15 protein-coding genes and 1 pseudogene are annotated in these 16,746 nt (G+C 70.9%); 8 read left to right on the top strand and 8 right to left on the bottom strand.

Annotated elements, in window-relative coordinates:
- Positions 1–388: 388 nt before the first annotated feature.
- A pseudogene (locus tag ABZS54_RS36755) lies at positions 389–799 on the top strand (ISKra4 family transposase); the annotation flags it as partial.
- Positions 800–1,089: 290 nt separating this feature from the next.
- Here ABZS54_RS36755 and ABZS54_RS36750 read toward each other — a convergent pair.
- Positions 1,090–2,079: a winged helix-turn-helix domain-containing protein gene (locus tag ABZS54_RS36750; RefSeq protein WP_355546196.1), complete on the bottom strand. Its 990-nt coding sequence runs from the start codon at positions 2,077–2,079 to the stop codon at positions 1,090–1,092.
- 169 nt (positions 2,080–2,248) lie between these two features.
- On the opposite strand from ABZS54_RS36750, the gene ABZS54_RS36745 reads away from it, so the two are divergent.
- From ABZS54_RS36745 to ABZS54_RS36735, 3 genes are all read left to right on the top strand, one after another.
- Positions 2,249–2,392 (top strand): hypothetical protein, encoded by a 144-nt coding sequence (locus ABZS54_RS36745; RefSeq protein ID WP_355546194.1) that lies wholly within the window; start codon positions 2,249–2,251, stop codon positions 2,390–2,392.
- A 507-nt stretch (positions 2,393–2,899) separates the two neighbouring features.
- On the top strand, positions 2,900–3,307 hold the full coding sequence (locus ABZS54_RS36740) for a hypothetical protein (RefSeq protein WP_355546192.1): 408 nt from the start codon (positions 2,900–2,902) through the stop codon (positions 3,305–3,307).
- 88 nt (positions 3,308–3,395) lie between these two features.
- Positions 3,396–4,247 carry a hypothetical protein gene (locus ABZS54_RS36735; protein WP_355546190.1) on the top strand — a complete coding sequence of 284 codons (852 nt, stop codon included), beginning with the start codon at positions 3,396–3,398 and terminating at the stop codon, positions 4,245–4,247.
- A 634-nt stretch (positions 4,248–4,881) separates the two neighbouring features.
- Here the strand turns inward: ABZS54_RS36735 and ABZS54_RS36730 are convergent.
- Positions 4,882–5,157: a hypothetical protein gene (locus tag ABZS54_RS36730; RefSeq protein ID WP_355546188.1), complete on the bottom strand. Its 276-nt coding sequence runs from the start codon at positions 5,155–5,157 to the stop codon at positions 4,882–4,884.
- An 834-nt stretch (positions 5,158–5,991) separates the two neighbouring features.
- On the opposite strand from ABZS54_RS36730, the gene ABZS54_RS36725 reads away from it, so the two are divergent.
- Complete coding sequence (locus tag ABZS54_RS36725) at positions 5,992–7,113, top strand: methyltransferase domain-containing protein (protein WP_355546186.1); 1,122 nt, start codon at positions 5,992–5,994, stop codon at positions 7,111–7,113.
- 538 nt (positions 7,114–7,651) lie between these two features.
- Here ABZS54_RS36725 and ABZS54_RS36720 read toward each other — a convergent pair.
- The 4 genes from ABZS54_RS36720 to ABZS54_RS36705 all read right to left on the bottom strand — a co-directional run bounded on the left by ABZS54_RS36720 (position 7,652) and on the right by ABZS54_RS36705 (position 11,067).
- On the bottom strand, positions 7,652–7,876 hold the full coding sequence (locus ABZS54_RS36720) for a hypothetical protein (RefSeq protein WP_355546184.1): 225 nt from the start codon (positions 7,874–7,876) through the stop codon (positions 7,652–7,654).
- A gap of 488 nt (positions 7,877–8,364) precedes the next feature.
- Complete coding sequence (locus ABZS54_RS36715) at positions 8,365–8,694, bottom strand: hypothetical protein (RefSeq protein WP_355546182.1); 330 nt, start codon at positions 8,692–8,694, stop codon at positions 8,365–8,367.
- A gap of 134 nt (positions 8,695–8,828) precedes the next feature.
- The gene (locus ABZS54_RS36710; RefSeq protein WP_355546198.1) at positions 8,829–9,341 is read right to left on the bottom strand and encodes a serine hydrolase; all 513 of its coding nucleotides are present in this window, start codon (positions 9,339–9,341) and stop codon (positions 8,829–8,831) included.
- Positions 9,342–10,470: 1,129 nt separating this feature from the next.
- Entirely contained in the window at positions 10,471–11,067 is a 597-nt protein-coding gene (locus tag ABZS54_RS36705) for a TetR/AcrR family transcriptional regulator (protein ID WP_355546180.1), read from the bottom strand.
- 164 nt (positions 11,068–11,231) lie between these two features.
- Between ABZS54_RS36705 and ABZS54_RS36700 the strand changes: the two genes are divergently transcribed.
- Together ABZS54_RS36700 and ABZS54_RS36695 are read left to right on the top strand one after the other, a co-directional pair.
- Positions 11,232–11,936 carry a siderophore-interacting protein gene (locus tag ABZS54_RS36700; protein ID WP_355546178.1) on the top strand — a complete coding sequence of 235 codons (705 nt, stop codon included), beginning with the start codon at positions 11,232–11,234 and terminating at the stop codon, positions 11,934–11,936.
- Between the two features lie 50 nt (positions 11,937–11,986).
- Positions 11,987–13,204 carry an MFS transporter gene (locus ABZS54_RS36695; protein WP_355546176.1) on the top strand — a complete coding sequence of 406 codons (1,218 nt, stop codon included), beginning with the start codon at positions 11,987–11,989 and terminating at the stop codon, positions 13,202–13,204.
- 527 nt (positions 13,205–13,731) lie between these two features.
- Here the strand turns inward: ABZS54_RS36695 and ABZS54_RS36690 are convergent.
- Entirely contained in the window at positions 13,732–14,139 is a 408-nt protein-coding gene (locus ABZS54_RS36690; RefSeq protein ID WP_355546174.1) for a hypothetical protein, read from the bottom strand.
- Between the two features lie 129 nt (positions 14,140–14,268).
- Positions 14,269–14,469 (bottom strand): hypothetical protein, encoded by a 201-nt coding sequence (locus tag ABZS54_RS36685; protein ID WP_355546172.1) that lies wholly within the window; start codon positions 14,467–14,469, stop codon positions 14,269–14,271.
- 1,075 nt (positions 14,470–15,544) lie between these two features.
- On the opposite strand from ABZS54_RS36685, the gene ABZS54_RS36680 reads away from it, so the two are divergent.
- Positions 15,545–16,132 (top strand): polysaccharide deacetylase family protein, encoded by a 588-nt coding sequence (locus ABZS54_RS36680; protein ID WP_355546170.1) that lies wholly within the window; start codon positions 15,545–15,547, stop codon positions 16,130–16,132.
- The last annotated feature ends 614 nt before the right edge of the window (positions 16,133–16,746 follow it).

Below are 16,746 nucleotides of genomic sequence, written 5' to 3'. Positions count from 1 at the left end.
GCAGATCGGTCAACTGCTCGGCCATGTCGCTCATCACCTGTGGAACACCGCCACCGAAGAAAGGGTTGCAGACGCGGCGGACGTGCGGCTCCACAGGCACGCAACCAGCCGGGCGGATACGGGATTGATTCCCGTGCACGGCGGCGACACGAAGGAAACCTCACGCGTCCGACGGCGGGTGGACGACATCGGCGGACGGGAGTCGGCGACGGCCGGAAGTCGGCGACGAACGGGAGATCCGCTGGCACACAGCCCAGAGCCGTACACAGCCCGGTCGACGCTCGTAGAAGAGGCGGCGCGCGTACGCGCCGGTCCACACGCCGTGCCCGGCCGTAATCAGCGATGCGCAACAGGGCACCGAGGTCGCTGCGGTCGACGCCGCACCGGATCGAGCCGCTAGGAGGAACAACTCCGTGACGGCGCCTGTCCGATCGTGGTGGGCCCGGACGACGCGCTGCGGCCGTGGCGGGAGACGGGGCACGCGCGCCTTTTGGCCTGCCTGTTCGGGACGGTCCGCGTCACCCGGGTCGCGCACCGCGGCCGCAGGCTGGCCAACGTGCACCCTGCGGACGCCGTGTTGTCGCTGCCGGCCGGCCGTCACTCGCTCGGCCTGCGCCGAGTCGCGGTCGTCGAGGCGGTGCGCGGCTCCTGCGACCAAGCGGTGGCCGCGGTCGAGCGGCGGTGCGGGAAGGTGCTGGGCAAACGGCGCCTGGCCGAACTCGTCGTCGCCGCGGCGGTCGACGTCGACGCCTTCTACCAAAGCCACGTCCCCGTTCCGTGCAGCCGGGACATGCCCTTGGCAGAACAACCCGCTTGTGCTGAACACCCGACGTCAGACGACGGTCATCCCCGTGACAGTCGAAACGATCACGGTCATCCACACCCCGACCAGCACACAAACACCCACACCACGCATCAACCCGACTGACGACCAACCACCGCCACCCGGACACACACTCACAGCGCCCGGCACGACGGGCCCACCACGGGGCTGCTGCCCTGAGTCGCGGCACCAGTCCCGGAACCCGCGCTTCCCGGCCCGCGCGGACGCCGCCGTCGGGTGGCGGAGCGACGGCACCCGTACAGGCCTCACTCGTCGATGGCCGTCAGCCTCGCTCGCCGGTACACGACGTGCTTTCCGTCGCGGCGGCGGTCGACCAGCCCCGCGCGGTAAAGGAGTTGCAGGTGGTGCGACGCGGTGGAGCGGGCCACGCGAAGCCGGCCGGCGACCTCGGCGGTCGTCGCGCCGGCGCCAAGTTCGGCGAGGATGAGCGCGCGGGTCTCCCCCATCACCTCGCCGAGCCCCGTCGCGGCCGGTCGTCGTCCCCGCTGGTCGCGTCCGGTCCGTCGATCGGGCTTGGCCGGGTAGTGGATGATGGGGCTGCGCCGGTCGGGGGATCCGGGTGGGTCGATGGCGAACCTCGTCCGGTGGAACCACGGCGAGGGTTGGAACACGATGTACCGTTCGGCGATGCGGGCCCCACGAGGATGCGGATACCGCAGGCTGATGTCGATGCCGTCGCCGTTCCAGACCACGCACTGGTCGAGGCTGTCGATGGCGGCCTTGAGCCCTCCGGTGACCGCAACGCGTGCTCGGGCGGCGATGTCGGCCTCCAGGCGGTCGCGGATGCGTGGCCAGTCGGGGGCGATGACGGTGTGGAACAGCCGGGCAAGCTGATCGGCGACGGCCTGGGTGAGCTGCCGTTCGCCCTGCTCCGTCGCCCGGGCGAGTTTGCCGGGTAACTTCCCGCCGCCGCTGATGATGTCGATCTCGTGCCGGACCCGGTCGGTGCCGGTGGTGGTGATGGTGTGCAACTCGTCGTCCAGGTCGCCGATGTGCGCGTTGGGGATTGGGCGCAGGAAGTCCGGACAGTAGCCGTGCGCGCCGGGGGCTCCGAGGGTGTTGAGCGTGCCGAATCCGGCACCGGTAAGCGCCTTGACGGCGCCGTCCCGGAACTTGTTTGGGACGCCTGCCGGATGCTCGTGCAGGGCCATGAGCAGGTCGACGGTGACGGTGACGGGCGAGATGGCGAAATGGCTGTGCGCCAGTGCGTCCGCCGACAGATCGATGCGGATCATGACACCTCTTCCGGGCAATCGACGGGTCGTGTGTCGATGGTTGTCGAATCGTTGGGCTTCGACGGGGCCTGGATTGCAGGATCTACCCGAGCGGGCTCACCCTGAAGGTGGCACGGCCGGTACCTACCGGTCGCGACGCGATTGTTCCGCTGGGAACGGAAGGACAGACATGAACATTCGTCGATGGCTCGCGGGTGCCATCATCGCCGCCGTCGCGGGCGTGGCCTTCGCCGGCGCCGTTTCGAATGCGACGTCGACCGAGCACGGGTCCACCCGTCCGGTCGCCGCCACCGCCATCGAGTACGGACCGTAGTCCGGCCGAGTCCACCCCACGGGGAACGGCTCGGCAACAGCCCGCACAGCCGAACGGGTTCGGCGACGGGTGGACCGGCGCGACCCGCCCCATGCCTCGGCGAGGAGTCGGACGGACTCACCACGCGATCCCGCGTCATTTCCCCGTTCGCGAACGCCGACCGCCACACACTCGGCCCGCAGGGTCGCCGACCCGGGTGAGTCGCACCTCGGTTCGCCGGGCACGTAAGTCCACCCCGAACGCGTCCACTTCCACCCATACCCCCGTACCGTTCGCGCGTGCGTTCGACGCCACGGTACCGGCGCGCTCGGGAATCCGCCGACCTTTCGGCCGATCGCACTTTGGCCCGATCGAAGCCATCGACGATCGGGCCGATCCCGCACGACCGGCGCCCCCGCGCGGCGCCGGCGCCCGCGTCCGCAGACGGCCTCCACCCAGGCATGCGGCGCATTCGCACGGCCGGATCGATTCCGTCCGGCATTCCGACAGAAGGAGTACCGATCAATCATGTCCCGTAACCCGAGGATTCTCGGCGCACTGGCGCTCACCGTGGCTTGTTGCGCCACGATCGGCCTCACGGCGGGCACCGCCCAGGCGGAAATCTACGACAATATAGGAAACATCAACGAGCACTGGCACTACACCGACGCGGACGGCAGGACGGGCGACTACCAGTTCATCGCGGACAACTGGAACAACGGATATCAGCGCTACCAGCGGTCCACCGTGTATGTGAGCGGTCAGGACAAGGGCGCGGTCAGGGTCAATTGTCTCCGGGGCAACGGTGGCGGCCAGTGGTACGAGTCCACGATCTATTCGCGCAACGGTTTGAACCCCTCGCACTATGACTGCAGCGGCAACGGCACCTACAACCGCGGTTACCTCCAGGTGGCCCTCCAGTTGTACAAGGCGTGAGCCGTGCGTACATGAGTGGTCGCCCCGGCGTGCGTGGAGATGCGGGCGTACGCCGGGGCTCCCTATTCGGAAGGCGAGGGCGGCAACGATGCCGGGCAAACGCAAGGCTCTTTCGATGGCGGCGGCGGCCGCGGGCGTCGCCGTGACGGTCGCGGCGGGCTTCACGTTCCTGCCATCCGATGGTGGCGGGACCGACCGGACGGCCCAGGCCAAGGCCAACACTCGCTGGTTCGTGCTGATTCTGGCGGGTGCCGCCGATCATGCCGAGTCGCAGCGGTTCGACACGGAGGTTGCCGCTCGCACGGAAGCGTTGACATCCGAGTGCATGAATTCACACGGCCTCCGGTACACGCCCAAGGACCCGCGCAGTGTGGTCGACACCGAGGACGCGACCGACTTCTCGAACCCGGACTACGCGCGCACACGCGGCTTCGGCATCTCCGTCTTCGCACATTTCGTCCCGGCCACGGCGGACGTCGAATATCAGCGGACGCTGTCGGCCGCTGTTCTCAAGACCTACGACGAGCGTCTCGCGAAGTGCGCCGAAAACGCGCAGCGCACGACCGAGAAGGAATACGGCATCGCGGAGGCGAACTCGCAGTGGGACCGGTTGGACAGCGACGTCCACCGTGACCCACGCTACCAATCGGCACTCCGGACCTGGCGAACCTGCGCGGCAGAGGCCGGACATCCGGCAGAATCCCGCCTCGCGCTCATCGAAACCCTGCGCAGGCAATACACCCCGATAATGGCCGGCGTTCGGACCGGCAGCCCCGATTTACCGCAGGATCAACTGGCGGCACTGGCCGCGCAGAACTCCGAATGGCGTACGTTCCATCAGACGGAAGTCGACGCCGCCACGGCGACTTTCCCCTGCTCGCAGGCCGCCGATCGAACCTATGTATCCGTCTTTCTCGAACATCTGAACCGAAGCGCTTGAACCGGGGCCGGCAAGGCCAGCCGCAGCGGGGAGAAGCTGGTTGAGCGGGTCCACCGCAACCAGGCGCAGGCCCGCGATGTCGGCGGCGGTCTCGCGACCGGATTGTTGTGCGAGTAGGCATACCCGTGCATTTGCCTGGGGGTCAGCCAGGTCCATGACGGGGCCGACGCTGATGAATCGTCCCAGGGCGGGGTCGTATTCGCGGGCGCCGAGGTGGGTGATTCCGGTCCCGGCGCGCCGCCACGCGGCCGGGAGGAACGCCTGGCCTACCACTCCGCGTTCGTGACCGTCCGCACCCCAGCCATCGACTCCCTCGCCACGAACATACGCCCGCCGATGCCCCCGGGCCCGGGGCGGGCCGGCAACGGACCACCGCCCGACCGGCGTTGATCGCCGGGGTGGAAACCGCCCTCGACCCGAAAGCGCACACCGGGCCGGGACACCACCGCCGCCTCGCCGCCCACCACCCGCCGGCGCACCGCCGGACGAATCGGCAGCCCCCTCCCGCCTCATCCGCCAAACCGCCATCACCGACGCCACCGAACACACCACCAAAGCCAGCGTCGACGCGATCCTTCTCGTTCTCGCCCAACCCGCAACACCCCAGCCCACAGCACCACCCACCACTGCGAAATCACATCCCCGACGGAGAGCCCGAGATGCAGCGTCGAGGCGATCCGCCCGGACCATCATCCCCACCGGCAAACGCAAGGGACGAAGCCCCAGCCTGGCCGGCGTCTACCGCGCGCTCGTCGAACACGAGAAGGCCGCGGCCTACCCCGATGCCGTCGAACACGCCCATGCCGACTTCGCCCACCGAACCGACGGCGACGACATCGCCCGGCCCGTCCGAGCGTGCATCGCGCGCCCGGACGAGGGGCAGACACCCGAGGAACTCGACCTTCGTCAACGCCTGATCGCGCAACGAGCGGAGCCGTCGATGAACGGGGACCGACTGCACCCTTGACGGTCGTCCCGGGCTTCCCGGGCAAGAGGCTCTGTATGCATACCCGGGCGGACTCTCTTCGCGTGCGGGTGGTGGGGCTACTTGGCGCCGTACTCGGCCTGTAGGCGGGCGAGGAGGTCGTGGGTGTCATCCGGGAAAACGCGGTGACCTCGGCTCCGTCCGCGTCGACGGCTATCTGCCATTCGCCCTTCTCGCCGGCGGTTGAAGGTCATGCGCTTCTTCCTGCCCAGCCGGTACGGCGATTGACCCGAAGATGCAGCGATCGAGCCGGTTCTCGATGCGGAAGATCTCGTACTCGGCGGCCATCAGGGTGTGCAGGGCTCTGTCGGTGCGGGGTGCGTGACGAACGATTCATGCGCACGCCACCGCGTCCTCGACGCGAGACCCCACGCAACTCCGCGCCGGCACTGCGCCCCCACCGGCACGACGCCTTGGCCGCCGTAATCCGCGAACTGGAGAACCTCGACCCCGCCGGTGTCGGCAGCATCGCGTACGGCGGGCGCCGGGCCACCGCGGTGATGGCTTGTGGCACCGGCAAGACCTGGGTCGCCGCGTCGGGTGGGTTTTGCGGGTGGTGTGGGTCGCGGTGTCTTCCGCGTCGATGTGGTGTTGCGTCATCATTGGGTCTCTCTGGGTGACCGAGGAGGCGTGATGGGACAGCACGAGAAGCCGCCGCCGGATCCGTCGAAGGGGAATCCGCCGCCGAACAATTCCGATGGGCAAGTGCCTGCTCCCCCGCCGTCGAACGGCCAACACAAAAAGGATGAGTAGCCCGTCGTGGACCTAGTCGAGGCGCGGTCCCGGTTGGCGGCCGAGATGGAACGGCGTGGGGACTGGCCCGAGCGCGCACCGTGGATCCGCGCCGCGGTGGAGGCGGCTCCCCGGGACGAGTTCGCGCCCGATCGGCTGTGGCGCTGGGACGGCGACGGATATGCGCCGGTCGACCGGACGGTCGACGAGGGCGCGTGGGTGTCGCTGGTTTACTCCGGGCCGGACGACGCCGCGGTGACGCAGGTCGTCGACGCGGTGCCCACGTCGAGCCTGTCCTGCCAGGCCGTGGTGGTGGACATGCTCGACTCGCTGCTCCTGGAACCGGGGCACCGGGTCCTGGAGTTGGGCACGGGAACGGGCTGGAACGCGGCGCTGGCCGCCCGACGCGCCGGGCCCGGCAACGTCGTCAGCATCGAGGTCGATCCGGACCTGGCCGAGAGGGCCCGCAAGGCACTCGCCGCGGCCGGCCTGGACGTGAGCGTCGAGGTCGGGGACGGCGCAGCCGGCCGGGCGTCGGAGCGGCCGTGGGATCGGGTGATCTCGACCTATGCGGTGGAGCGGGTGCCGTGGGCGTGGATCGCCCAGGTTCGCCCCGGAGGCCGTGTGGTCACGCCGTGGGGGCGGTTGGGTCATGTCGCGTTGACCGTGGCCGACGACGGACGTTCGGCGAGCGGGTGGGTTCAGGGGCTCGCCACGTTCATGCCCGCCCGTGGCACCCCGGCCGAGCGCCGATTCGGCGACGTGCGCGGCGACGCGGCGGCCGGGGAGGAGCGCGGTGTCGTCCGGGACCTGGCGCCGTTGTGCGACGACGCGCATTTGCTGTTCGCGTTGCGTGTCGTGCTGCCCGAGGTGCGGGTGCGAGCCGCGCGCGACGCCGATGGGGTGAACGCGTGGGTCCACGACGGCGACGCCTCGTGGGCCGTGTACTCCGCATCGGCGGGTGGCAGAACCACGTTGTACCAGGGCGGAACGCGGCGGCTGGGCGACGAACTGGAGGCGGCCTGGGACCGGTGGATCGCGGCGGGCGGCCCGGGGTTGTACGACCACGGGATGACCGTCACCCCCGACACGCAGTACGTGTGGGCCCACCACCCCGACACCGGACCCAGGTCGCCGACGACCACGTAACCGCGCGCGGGCGCCCGGCCGTGGCCAATCGGCTTCACGTGACGGCGCGCCGTTCGTCGACACCGGCAGACGGAACACATCCGTGCCTGGCCCCGCCGACGCGAGGTCGGGCACGGATGTGGCGACCCTGTCGGTACGACAACATAACGGTCTCCGCCGGCACTTCGTCGTGGCGAATACCGGGACAAGTCCACCCGCGCAGAACAGCCACGAGCTTTGTGGTCTCCGGATCGCCCGCTCGTCGGTCCGGGACCTGGGCTGTGTCACCGAGGTCGCACGCGCCACCGCCGGCGCGGCCGTGCAGACCTGGGCCGAACGTCGCGCGCGACCCGACCTCAAGGAGAAGCGGTCGGCGTTGTGTGGGGGGATGCGCTTGGCGGGGTGGCTTTCATCTGTTCGATCTCGTGTGAGGTGTTCCGCGGCCGCGGCGCGTCCCACGAGTGCGTGCTTCGGGGTTCAGTAGATGCCAGGCACTCCGTGTTGTAGCCGGTGCCCAGGCCGCCGGTGCGTTCGTCGCCGATCACCAGCCCGCCGTAATTCAGCCGGCGCAGGTATGTCGGATGGCCAGGCGTCTGTTGCGCCCGGGCGGTCGCAGGTGGTCCACCGCGTCGTGGGGATGGGCGATGTGCCAGTCCAGGACGCCCTGCGGGGCGTCCTCGTGCAGGCACTCGTCCAACTCGTGCGCCCACCAACAGCCTTCGCAGCGCACGATCGTGTTCGGCGCCCCGAACATCCGGAACGGGTGATGTGGTCCATCGGTCACATATCGACGCTACCGAGGCCGGCTGGGTCTGTCGGACGAATCGGCAAATCCCGTGGGCCAGGGCCGTGGCACGCGTGTGATCGCTGCCGATGGCGTCGATCGGGTGCCGCGCGCCGGACGGCCGGCCTTCACGTATCGCGTGAAGGCCCCACCTGGGCACCGCACCGCGTCTCGTGAACAAAGCCACTGGGGCTTCTCGCGGTGTCTCGTGACGTGTCCGATCCGGAATCGCACGACCGCGCCGGAACCCTCGCATCGGACGCTGAGTGCGTGCCACTGACCTGCGCATTCTCACGAAAGGAAATTCGTACGACATCGGTCGTGAGACCAGGAAACGCGGGCTGAGACCCTGCAGAGCCTGTAGGTTCTCGCGGTCCGTGTCATCTGCCGCATCGTCGCTGCGCCAGGGCCCACCACCCCGCCGGCGGCGGCAACAGCGGCGTGGTGGCGGAGCACAGGTGGTCGGCCATCCGGTCACCTTGCCGGAGTCAGCCGCAGCAGAACGGGTTGTCGCACGGTTGACCGACTTCGCTGCCGTAGGCCACGAACCCCCTGATCGGCGCCAAGACCTCTTGTGTGAGTCGCGCTTCCAGTGCTGGGACCGACAGGCCGAACGGGCGGCCCCAGGCCGGACGGACGCCCTCGACGTCGACGTCGAAGCGCTTGGCGCCGTTCACGAACAGGGTCCAGGCCGGGTGGTCGGGATAGGCATTGACCCGCAGGACCCACCACGTGCCGTCGACCGTCGCGACGAACGGGAAGTACCCATCACCCGTGGACTGCCACCGGGGCCTCGCCTCGAACTCGGGGAGCGACAAGTCCCCTACCCCTGCCTTCCGGTCGACACCGGCGCCGATCGCATCGGGCGTCAGCGCCTCCCCGGGAGCGTCCCGCCACGACTTCCGGATTCGGGGACGGGCAGCGAGCAACTTCCGCCACATGCGCGCGGCCGTCACGGGCGTTCATCCCGCAGAGTGGCGACGGCCCTGGCCGCGGTGGTGCCGATGGCGCGGCTGTTCGCGCCATCGGCCGAACCCGGCCGGGACCGGGTAAAGGCGGCAGCAGCACAGCGGCCGCCGTCCGGGTAGGAGATCACGCCCATCTCGTTGCGGACCACGCCGAGCGGACTGCCGCTCTTGGCTGCGACTCGCACCGGCGATCGGAAGGCGCTCGCGATCCGATGTCGGGTCAACTGCCTTGCCAAGACGGCGCGTACCCGCGCACAGGCGGCGGCCGGTCCCGCGCGATCGGCCCGGATCAGCTCCAGCAGGTCGACCATGTCGCGCGCGGTCGTCCGACACGAGACGACGCATCGTCGTCGAACAGCGAGACCCCGGTGGGCCCGGGAGTCCGGTCCGCGGCGGTCGGTGTCACGTGCGCACCCGGGTCCAGCCGACCGTCCACCAGGTCTCCGCTTCCAGGGCGATCTGCACCTTGACCACCGAGGCCGGGGCCACCGGTTCATCGGCTGCAGGTCGAACTCGGCGCCGGCGCCGAGCGAACGGACACACAACGTGCCATCGCAACCGGCTTGGTCGAAAATCGTTCCTATGTCGTCCGTCACGGCGTCGATACTCGCAGCACGGTTCCCACACCACCAGAGCGAACCGGTCACCAAGGCGGTCGCGGGCGGCCCCGCCGGGGCGGGAAGGTTGCTCCCACCCACTTCCCTCCGTCGTGCGTAAGCCCTACGGACAGGTCACAGCCGAGACTCCAGGCCAGGTACAGCCCCCGCCGAGACTCGTCGCCGGCCGACGGCGGCCCCACCTCCAGGGCGAACGTCTTGCCTCGATCGGCCACGACAACGGAGACCACGTAACCGGCGGCGCTCACCCACACGGCGGTGGCCGCACCGGCATGGCGGTGGGCATTGCCAACCAACTCCGGTACCAACAAACGGAGTTCGCTGGCATCAACCGCTCCGATCGAATCCAGTCCATCCACGAGGCGCCGAGCTGTGCGCGCGGCCTCCGGACCGGAGGCTGACCGACTCGTTGCACGTCGGATCTGTGGGCATGGCGCAATCCCCCTTGCGGAAGTGGATCTCAGCTTGTCTTTCAAGTGCTCCACGAGGGCTGAGAGTGAGGTTGATGTAGGTGGACCCACTTGATGCGGTGCTGTGCAGATGATGAAGGTTTTGTGGCCCTTCGGCGTCGGTCAGCGGCGCAAGCCGTGACTGGGGTCGGTCCCAATTCCCTGGCGGCGCTTTTGGAGGGCAAGGGCGTTTTGCCGGCCGAGTGGCGGCCGGTGTTCGAGCGGGTCGCGCGGGGGGAGTTCGTCCCCGATCGGGTCTGGCCCGAGGACGGCGACGTCGTCATGAACCACCGCCGTGATCCGGACGCGTGGCGGCGGGTGCGTTGGTCGTGCGTTCCCGGTGGCCCGGGGCGCCGGCCGGTGTCGTGGCCGGCTCCTCGTACCTGTCGGGGCACGATCACGTGCCCTCGTCCGCCCTGCTCGTCGAGGAGCACTTCCGGCCGGGCGCGGTTTTCCCATGAGCGTCCCGGGGTGAGGCGCCTCGCCGGCCGGGACCCGAACGACGACGAACAGCCGCGTGGTCGAAGGAATCGGGTCGGGCTTGGGCTGTGCCGGGCGGCTCAGCGCGGGGGGCCCGCGGTCCAGGCGCCGAGGAGGAGCCCGGCGTGGTCGGCGAGTTGGGCCGGTGTCAGGGGGTTCCCGGTCTCCAGGATGACGGCGACGACGGGGCCGGCGAGTTGGGCGGCGGCCAGTGGCGAAGTGGGCATGGCGGGGGCGTGCGGGCGTACGCGGGCGAGCACGGCCGAGGTGGCGGTGCCGACGAGGTCGGCGGCGCGGACGAGATCGCGTACCGCGGTGTCGTGCTGCGCTTCGCCCAGCAGCGCCCGGTAGGCGAGGCCGGCCGGCGAAGTGGTGAGGAAGGCGGTGAGCGCTTCGAGGAAGGCGAGGAGGTCGTCGGCGGGACGGGCCTGCGGCTCGACGTCCAACTCGTGGGCGGCGTCGGACGTGCTCGCCTCCAGCAGGATCTCCGCCTTTGTGGACCACCACCGGTAGACGGTCTGGCGCCCGACTCCGGCACGTTCGGCGATGCCCTTCATGGTCATCGCCGCGTACCCCTGCTCGACGAGCATGTCGTCGACGGCGTGGAGAACGGCGATCCGCGCCGATTCGCTGCGGGGGCGTCCGGGTGTGGCCTGCCCGTGGGCTGTGCGTGGCATGTGATCAGCTTATCAAGACACTGTGCCTCGGAATGGCGCCGGCCTCGTATCGAGGCACGCTGCCTCGGAATAGTGCTAGCCTCATATCGAGGCACGCTGCCTCGGAATTAATGCGGGCGGCCGCAGGCATGTTCGGCCGTCCCCGGACACCAAAGGGAAACCCGATGAAGACCACCCATCGCTGCACGGTGCTGGCCCGGCGCCACCTCACCCCCCGCACGGTCAGACTCACCGTGGGCGGCCCGAGTCTCACCGGGCTCACCCCCCTGCCGGCCCAGGACATCGAGGTGCTGCTCGCCGACGCCCGCGGGAGCCGGGTCAAGCGGCACTACACCATTCGGCACGCCCGCCCGCAGGCCGGCGAGTGGGACATCGACGCGGTCCTGCACCCGGGCGGCGGGCCGGGCAGCACCTGGGCGGCGAGCGCAAAACCCGGTTCCCCCGTGGAGTTCGTCGGCCCCCGAGGCAAGCTGCAACTACGGCCGGCCGACGGCCATCTGTTCGTCGGCGACGAAGCCTCCCTGCCGGCGATCGCGGCCCTGACCGAGGCGCTGCCGGCCGGTCAGGAGGCCACCGCCGTCGTCGAGACCGAGTCTCCCGCCGACCGGGTCCCGATCGCGGCGGGCCGGGTGTGCTGGCTCGAGCGCGGCGGCCGGCCGCCCGGCGACCCGCAGGCGCTCCTCGCCGTGGTCGCGGAGGAGATACGGGCGGGCAGCTTCGGCCAGGTCTACGTCCTCGCCGAGGCCGGCGCGGCGCGGGCGGTCCGCGAACTCGTGCACAGCGCGGGCGTCCGACCGGACAACGTCTTCGCCAAGGGCTACTGGACGGCCGACCGCCGCCCCGCCGTCACGTCGCGGAACCCGATGTGACGGCCGTAGCGCCCGGATCTCGGAGCGGACCGACGGCGCGACAGGTCACGGTGGCCTTCCGGGGACTTCTGGTCGTCCGGCTGCTCGGTGCCCTGGCCGACGGCGTCATGCTGCCCTTCGTCATCCTATGGGCCCACCGTGTCGGCGGGCTGAGCGGAGCGGCGGCCGGCGCGCTGTTCCTCGTCCAGGCCGTCGGCGAGTTCACCGGCGGTCTGGCCGGGGGCGCCCTGGCCGACCGCATCGGCCACCGCCGCATGCTGCTGCTCTCCACGACCGGAATGGCTCTCGGCTACGGCAGCCTCTTCCTGGTGCACCACCCGGTACCCGCCCTCGGTCTGTTCCTCGCCGCGGGGCTCTTCGAGTCGGCGTTCCACCCCACGATCGCAGCGCTCGTCGGAGACCTGCACGCCGACGAGGATCTCCCCCACGCGTACGGACTGACCCGCGTGGTGGCAAGCGTCGGTGGCGTGATCGGCCCGATCCTCGGAGCCGCAGCCGTCACCCTCTCGCTGTCGGGCGTGTTCGCCGCGGCAGGCGTCCTGCTCGTCGGCGCCGCCCTGACGGTGCTCGTCGCCGTTCCCTCCGACCGCGTCATCGGCCCGGAGACAACCGAGACAGACACCGGGGAGGACGCCAAGGAGGCGTACGGGGCACTCGCGCGGATCCTGCGCGACCGCAGACTGGCGCTGCTCGTCCTCGGCGGCAGCCTGCTCAGCATCACCTTCACCTGGTGGCAAGCCGACGGCCTGGTACTCCTGCACCCGCTCCACCCCCTGGGCACCACCGCCTACGCGGTCCTGTTCGCCGTCGACGCCCTCGCGATCGTCCTGTTCCAGATCCCGGTCAGCCGCTGGACCCGCCGACGAGACACCGGGCGCCTGCTCTTCCTGGGCGCCGCGCTCCAAGGCGTGGGCCTCGCGGGATTCGCCGCCGCCGGACTCGGGTACCCCGCCCTCGTCGCAGCCGTGCTCGTCACCTCCTTCGGAATGATGATCTCCGGCCCCACCACCTCGACGTTCATCACCCGCCATGCCCCACCGGGACGCAGCGCCACCTACCAGGCTGCCCTGTCCACCACACAAGACATCGGCGCCGCGATCGGCCCTACCTCCGGACTCGCCCTCGGCCGCGTCGGCGCACCGGCCCTGGTATGGATCTCGGCACTCCCCCTGGGCCTCCTCGCCGGCCTCGCCACCGCGCGGGCCACCCGCCCGCCGTCACGACCGGACCCCCATACCGCGACGGCCGGCAGCGCACATCCGTCGTGAAACACGAGCCTCGTCGCGGCGGAGGGAGAGAGCGGGGCAAGCGCAGGTGCGCTCGGGCGCAGGACGAGACGGTCACGGCGCAGACCGTCGGGCCGGTTGCCGCCCGGGTCGACGACGACGCGGACACCGAACGCGGCGAGGCGGCGACCAGCTCGATCAGCGACCGTCTCGCCGTTGAGCCCCCGGGCCTCGTCCAGGACGAGGATGCGCGGCTGGGTGGCGATTGCAGACTCGAGTAGTCGGTCGAACTCGCCGGCGTGACGCGGGGGTTGGCCCGGCAGTTCCGGGGCGGTGAACAGTTCCGGCGCACTGTGCGGATGATGGGACGGGGGAAGGTGATGCGGCAGATGCCCTAGCCGGGTTCGAGTTCGCGCGGTATGAGCAGACGGCGAACAGCCGGGACCCGCAAGGCGGTCGACGGCACGGTGTCGAGCCGGGCTCGGCCGGGGGCATTGAAGGTTCCCGAGCATTGTCGGGGGTGGTGGTGTTCATGGAAATCCTTCGTTCCCGCGCGTGGGAGGGGTGGGTCAGGGATTGGGGCCGAGGCGGGAGCAGACCCAGGTCAGCAGCGCGCGATGTGCTGCGGTGTCGAGGCCGCGGCTGCGGGCGGCGTGGGCGTGGGCGTGGGAGGTGAGCTTCGCCCAGATGCGGAAGTTCCCCCGCGCGTGCATCTTGTCGGTGTGGAGCAGGTCCTCGTCGGTCGCGATGTGCCACAGGGGGCGGAACAGGCGTAGTACGCCGGCGACTTGGGAGGTGTCGACGTGGGGTGTGTGTTGCCGGGTCAGGACGCGGGAGGCCGACGCGGGAGCTCGGGCGAGGGTGCGCTCGGCGCCTGCCCCGCACAGCACCCGGCAGGTCCGGGTGGTGGGGGCGCCCGCCAGGAGGCGGAGGTAGTCCGGTTCCGGGGCGGCGATGCGTTGGACGTCGTCGATCACGAGCACGTCCGGGGGCGCGAGGGCGTCGAGAAGCGCGCGGTCCGGCCGCGTCGATGCGGTTCGTCAGGTGCGCGGCCGGCAGGCCGAACGCGGTGAGCAGCGCGGCGCGCAACTGGGGCAGGGCCGGTTTCACCGGCACCGGCGCGCGCGAACCGGGACGCGGCTCGGGAGCAGGCGCAGGGCCGGGTGGAGCGCGATGGTCTTGCCGTGTCCGGGGTCGCCGTACACGCACGGCACGCCGCGGGCGGCGACCGTGTGGGCAAGCGCTTCGGCCACCGCGCCGAGTCGGCACGTCGACACCACGTGCGCACCGGGTGCGTACAGCCGCACATCGTCACCGAAGGGCGCCGGCCCCGCGATCGGATCGGTACCCCGGACGACTTCTGCGGCCGAGACCGGCGGCGCGGCCGACCCCGCTCGTGGGTGGTGTCGTGGTGGGGGCGGTGGCGTTCGGGCGTCGGTGGTGTACGGCGCGGCGTACGGGCGTGTCGGTGCGGGTGGTTCGGTATGTCCCGCGGGGGGAGCGGGGGTGTGGGCGGTACGGGTGGTGGGCTTGGATGCGGACGCCAACCGGGTGCTGGAACACCTGGGGCTGCGCGAGGTTCCGGCGGTGACGGCGTGGCGGCAGTGGATGGGTGGATGAGTGGGGGTGATGTGGCAGGCGGTGGGGGCCGGACGGTGGCGTCGGTCACTTGGCGGGGTGTGGCGCTCGGTGCCGGTGGTGCTGGTGGTTTTGGTGGGGTCGACGGTTTGAGGATGACGCAGATGAGGGCCTTGGTGGCGGGTTGTCGCGCGAGTGTTTACACACGGTTGCCTGTTGCGCGAAATCGGAGAATATGAGCAAAGTCGACATTCTGCCCAGATCATGTCGCGTTGACACCCGTGACCCGTTGCCGATTCTTCCGGAGTTCGTGTGCCGAAGCCCGTCCTGACGTTTTTGCCGTCCGTCGCCCGTCGCGTGCGGATCCCCGCGCTCCCCGGCCGGGATGCCGCCCGCCGACTTCCGGCCCTGGCGGTGATCGGCGTGCTCACGCTGACCGTCGCCGCGTGTGGCGCCGGTGACGGCGCGGGACCCGCCCAAGGCGACAAGGCAGCGTCGGTGCCCGTGGATCCGCCCACGACGGCTTCCCCGAACCCGGCACCGGACGGCCCCGGGGCGCGGGGCGCGTCCCCCACCGGCCCGGCCGTAACGACCGTCCCGGGCCCGTCGGGCCCGCAGCCGTCGGCGCCGGCACCCTCGAAACCGCACCCCTCCGCTCCGCCGACGACTCCCGCGTCGACGACCCCCGGCGCGCCCTCGTCGGCCGCGACGCCCCACGGCAACCACGCCGCACCGGCCGGCCGGCCCGCGCCGGCGGCGAAGGGGGCCGCGGACATACCTCCGCCCCTCGTGTCCACGGGCATCGTGCGAAGCACCACGAACCCCGGTGACCGCACGGTCGCGCTCACCTTCGACGACGGCCCCGACCCGCGGTGGACTCCGCGGGTGCTCGCGCTGCTCGACGAGTACGACGTCAAGGCCACCTTCTGCATGGTCGGCCCCAACGCCTCGCGCCACCCCGACCTGGTGCGCCGTGTGGTCGACGCCGGCCATCGACTGTGCGACCACTCGGTCACGCACGACGAGGAGATCGACAAGCGGTCGACCCCGCGAGTCGAGCACGAGATCGTCTCCGCGCGCGACGAGATCGCCCGGGCCGCCCCCGGCCACGACGTCGACTGGTTCCGCGCGCCCGGCGGCGCGTGGTCGCCGACCGTGCGCCGAGTGTCGGCCGCGTACGGCTTGAAGCCCCTCGGCTGGTCGGTCGACACCCGCGACTGGGAGAAGCCCGGCGTCGACACGATCCTCGCCAACGTGCGCCGTGAACTGCGCCCCGGCGGCGTGGTCCTCATGCACGACGCGGGCGGCGACCGCACCCAGAGCGTCGACGCGCTCGCGCGGCTCCTGCCGTGGCTGAAGGACCAGGGCTACCGATTCGCGTTCCCGGGCTGAGACGACCGCGCTCCGGCCCGGCCCGCGCGTCGGTGGCCACTCGACGGGCGGCGCGTGCCCACATCGGCGGGGGTGGTTCCGGAGCAGCGGTGGACGGCGGCCCGCAGGTCGGGCGCGGCGCGGCGAGGGCGCCGGGAAGCCGCGTTCACGGCGGCCGTGGTCCACCGGGAGCGTGCGGGGCGTCCGGACGTACTCCGTGGACACGTGGAGACCGTGATCGGGCCGGCCGCCGGCGCCGCGGCCCGTGGCGGTGCGGTGGGGGAAGTGCGGTGGGGAAAGTGGGTCGACATTCGGGCGCGTCGATGCAGGCGCGGGCACCCACCCGCACCGGTCCCATACCGACAAGCCCGACCCCGCGCGCCCCCGATCTCGCGGCGTCCGCCCGGCACTTCGCCTCGTCGGGCAGTGCTCGACGGGGCGTCGAGATCGGCATGGAGGCGGGAAACGGTCAAGCCCTGGTGTCCCCGGGGTGATCGCAGGGACCACCGTCGTCCCGGGCGCCCTCCGCATCACCGTCGTGGTACGTCACCGTGGCGAACGCCGGCGCCGGCGCCGGCGCCGGGGGCGGCGCCGGAGTACACCCACCGCAACCCACATAACCCGCCCACCCCCAT

The sequence above is a fragment of the Embleya sp. NPDC005575 genome (genome assembly GCF_040605455.1).
GTDB lineage: Bacteria > Actinomycetota > Actinomycetes > Streptomycetales > Streptomycetaceae > Embleya.
Note: the sequence above shows the minus strand (reverse complement) of the source record. Positions and strands in the feature narration are given on the sequence as shown.

Bases quoted from the DNA above. Each gene is read 5' to 3' on its own strand.
- ABZS54_RS36750 (WP_355546196.1), bottom strand. From the start codon at position 2,079: ATGATCCGCATCGATCTGTCGGCGGACGCACTGGCGCACAGCCATTTC.
- ABZS54_RS36745 (WP_355546194.1), top strand. From the start codon at position 2,249: ATGAACATTCGTCGATGGCTCGCGGGTGCCATCATCGCCGCCGTCGCG.
- ABZS54_RS36740 (WP_355546192.1), top strand. From the start codon at position 2,900: ATGTCCCGTAACCCGAGGATTCTCGGCGCACTGGCGCTCACCGTGGCT.
- ABZS54_RS36735 (WP_355546190.1), top strand. From the start codon at position 3,396: ATGCCGGGCAAACGCAAGGCTCTTTCGATGGCGGCGGCGGCCGCGGGC.
- ABZS54_RS36710 (WP_355546198.1), bottom strand. From the start codon at position 9,341: ATGAACCGGTGGCCCCGGCCTCGGTGGTCAAGGTGCAGATCGCCCTGG.
- ABZS54_RS36705 (WP_355546180.1), bottom strand. From the start codon at position 11,067: ATGCCACGCACAGCCCACGGGCAGGCCACACCCGGACGCCCCCGCAGC.
- ABZS54_RS36700 (WP_355546178.1), top strand. From the start codon at position 11,232: ATGAAGACCACCCATCGCTGCACGGTGCTGGCCCGGCGCCACCTCACC.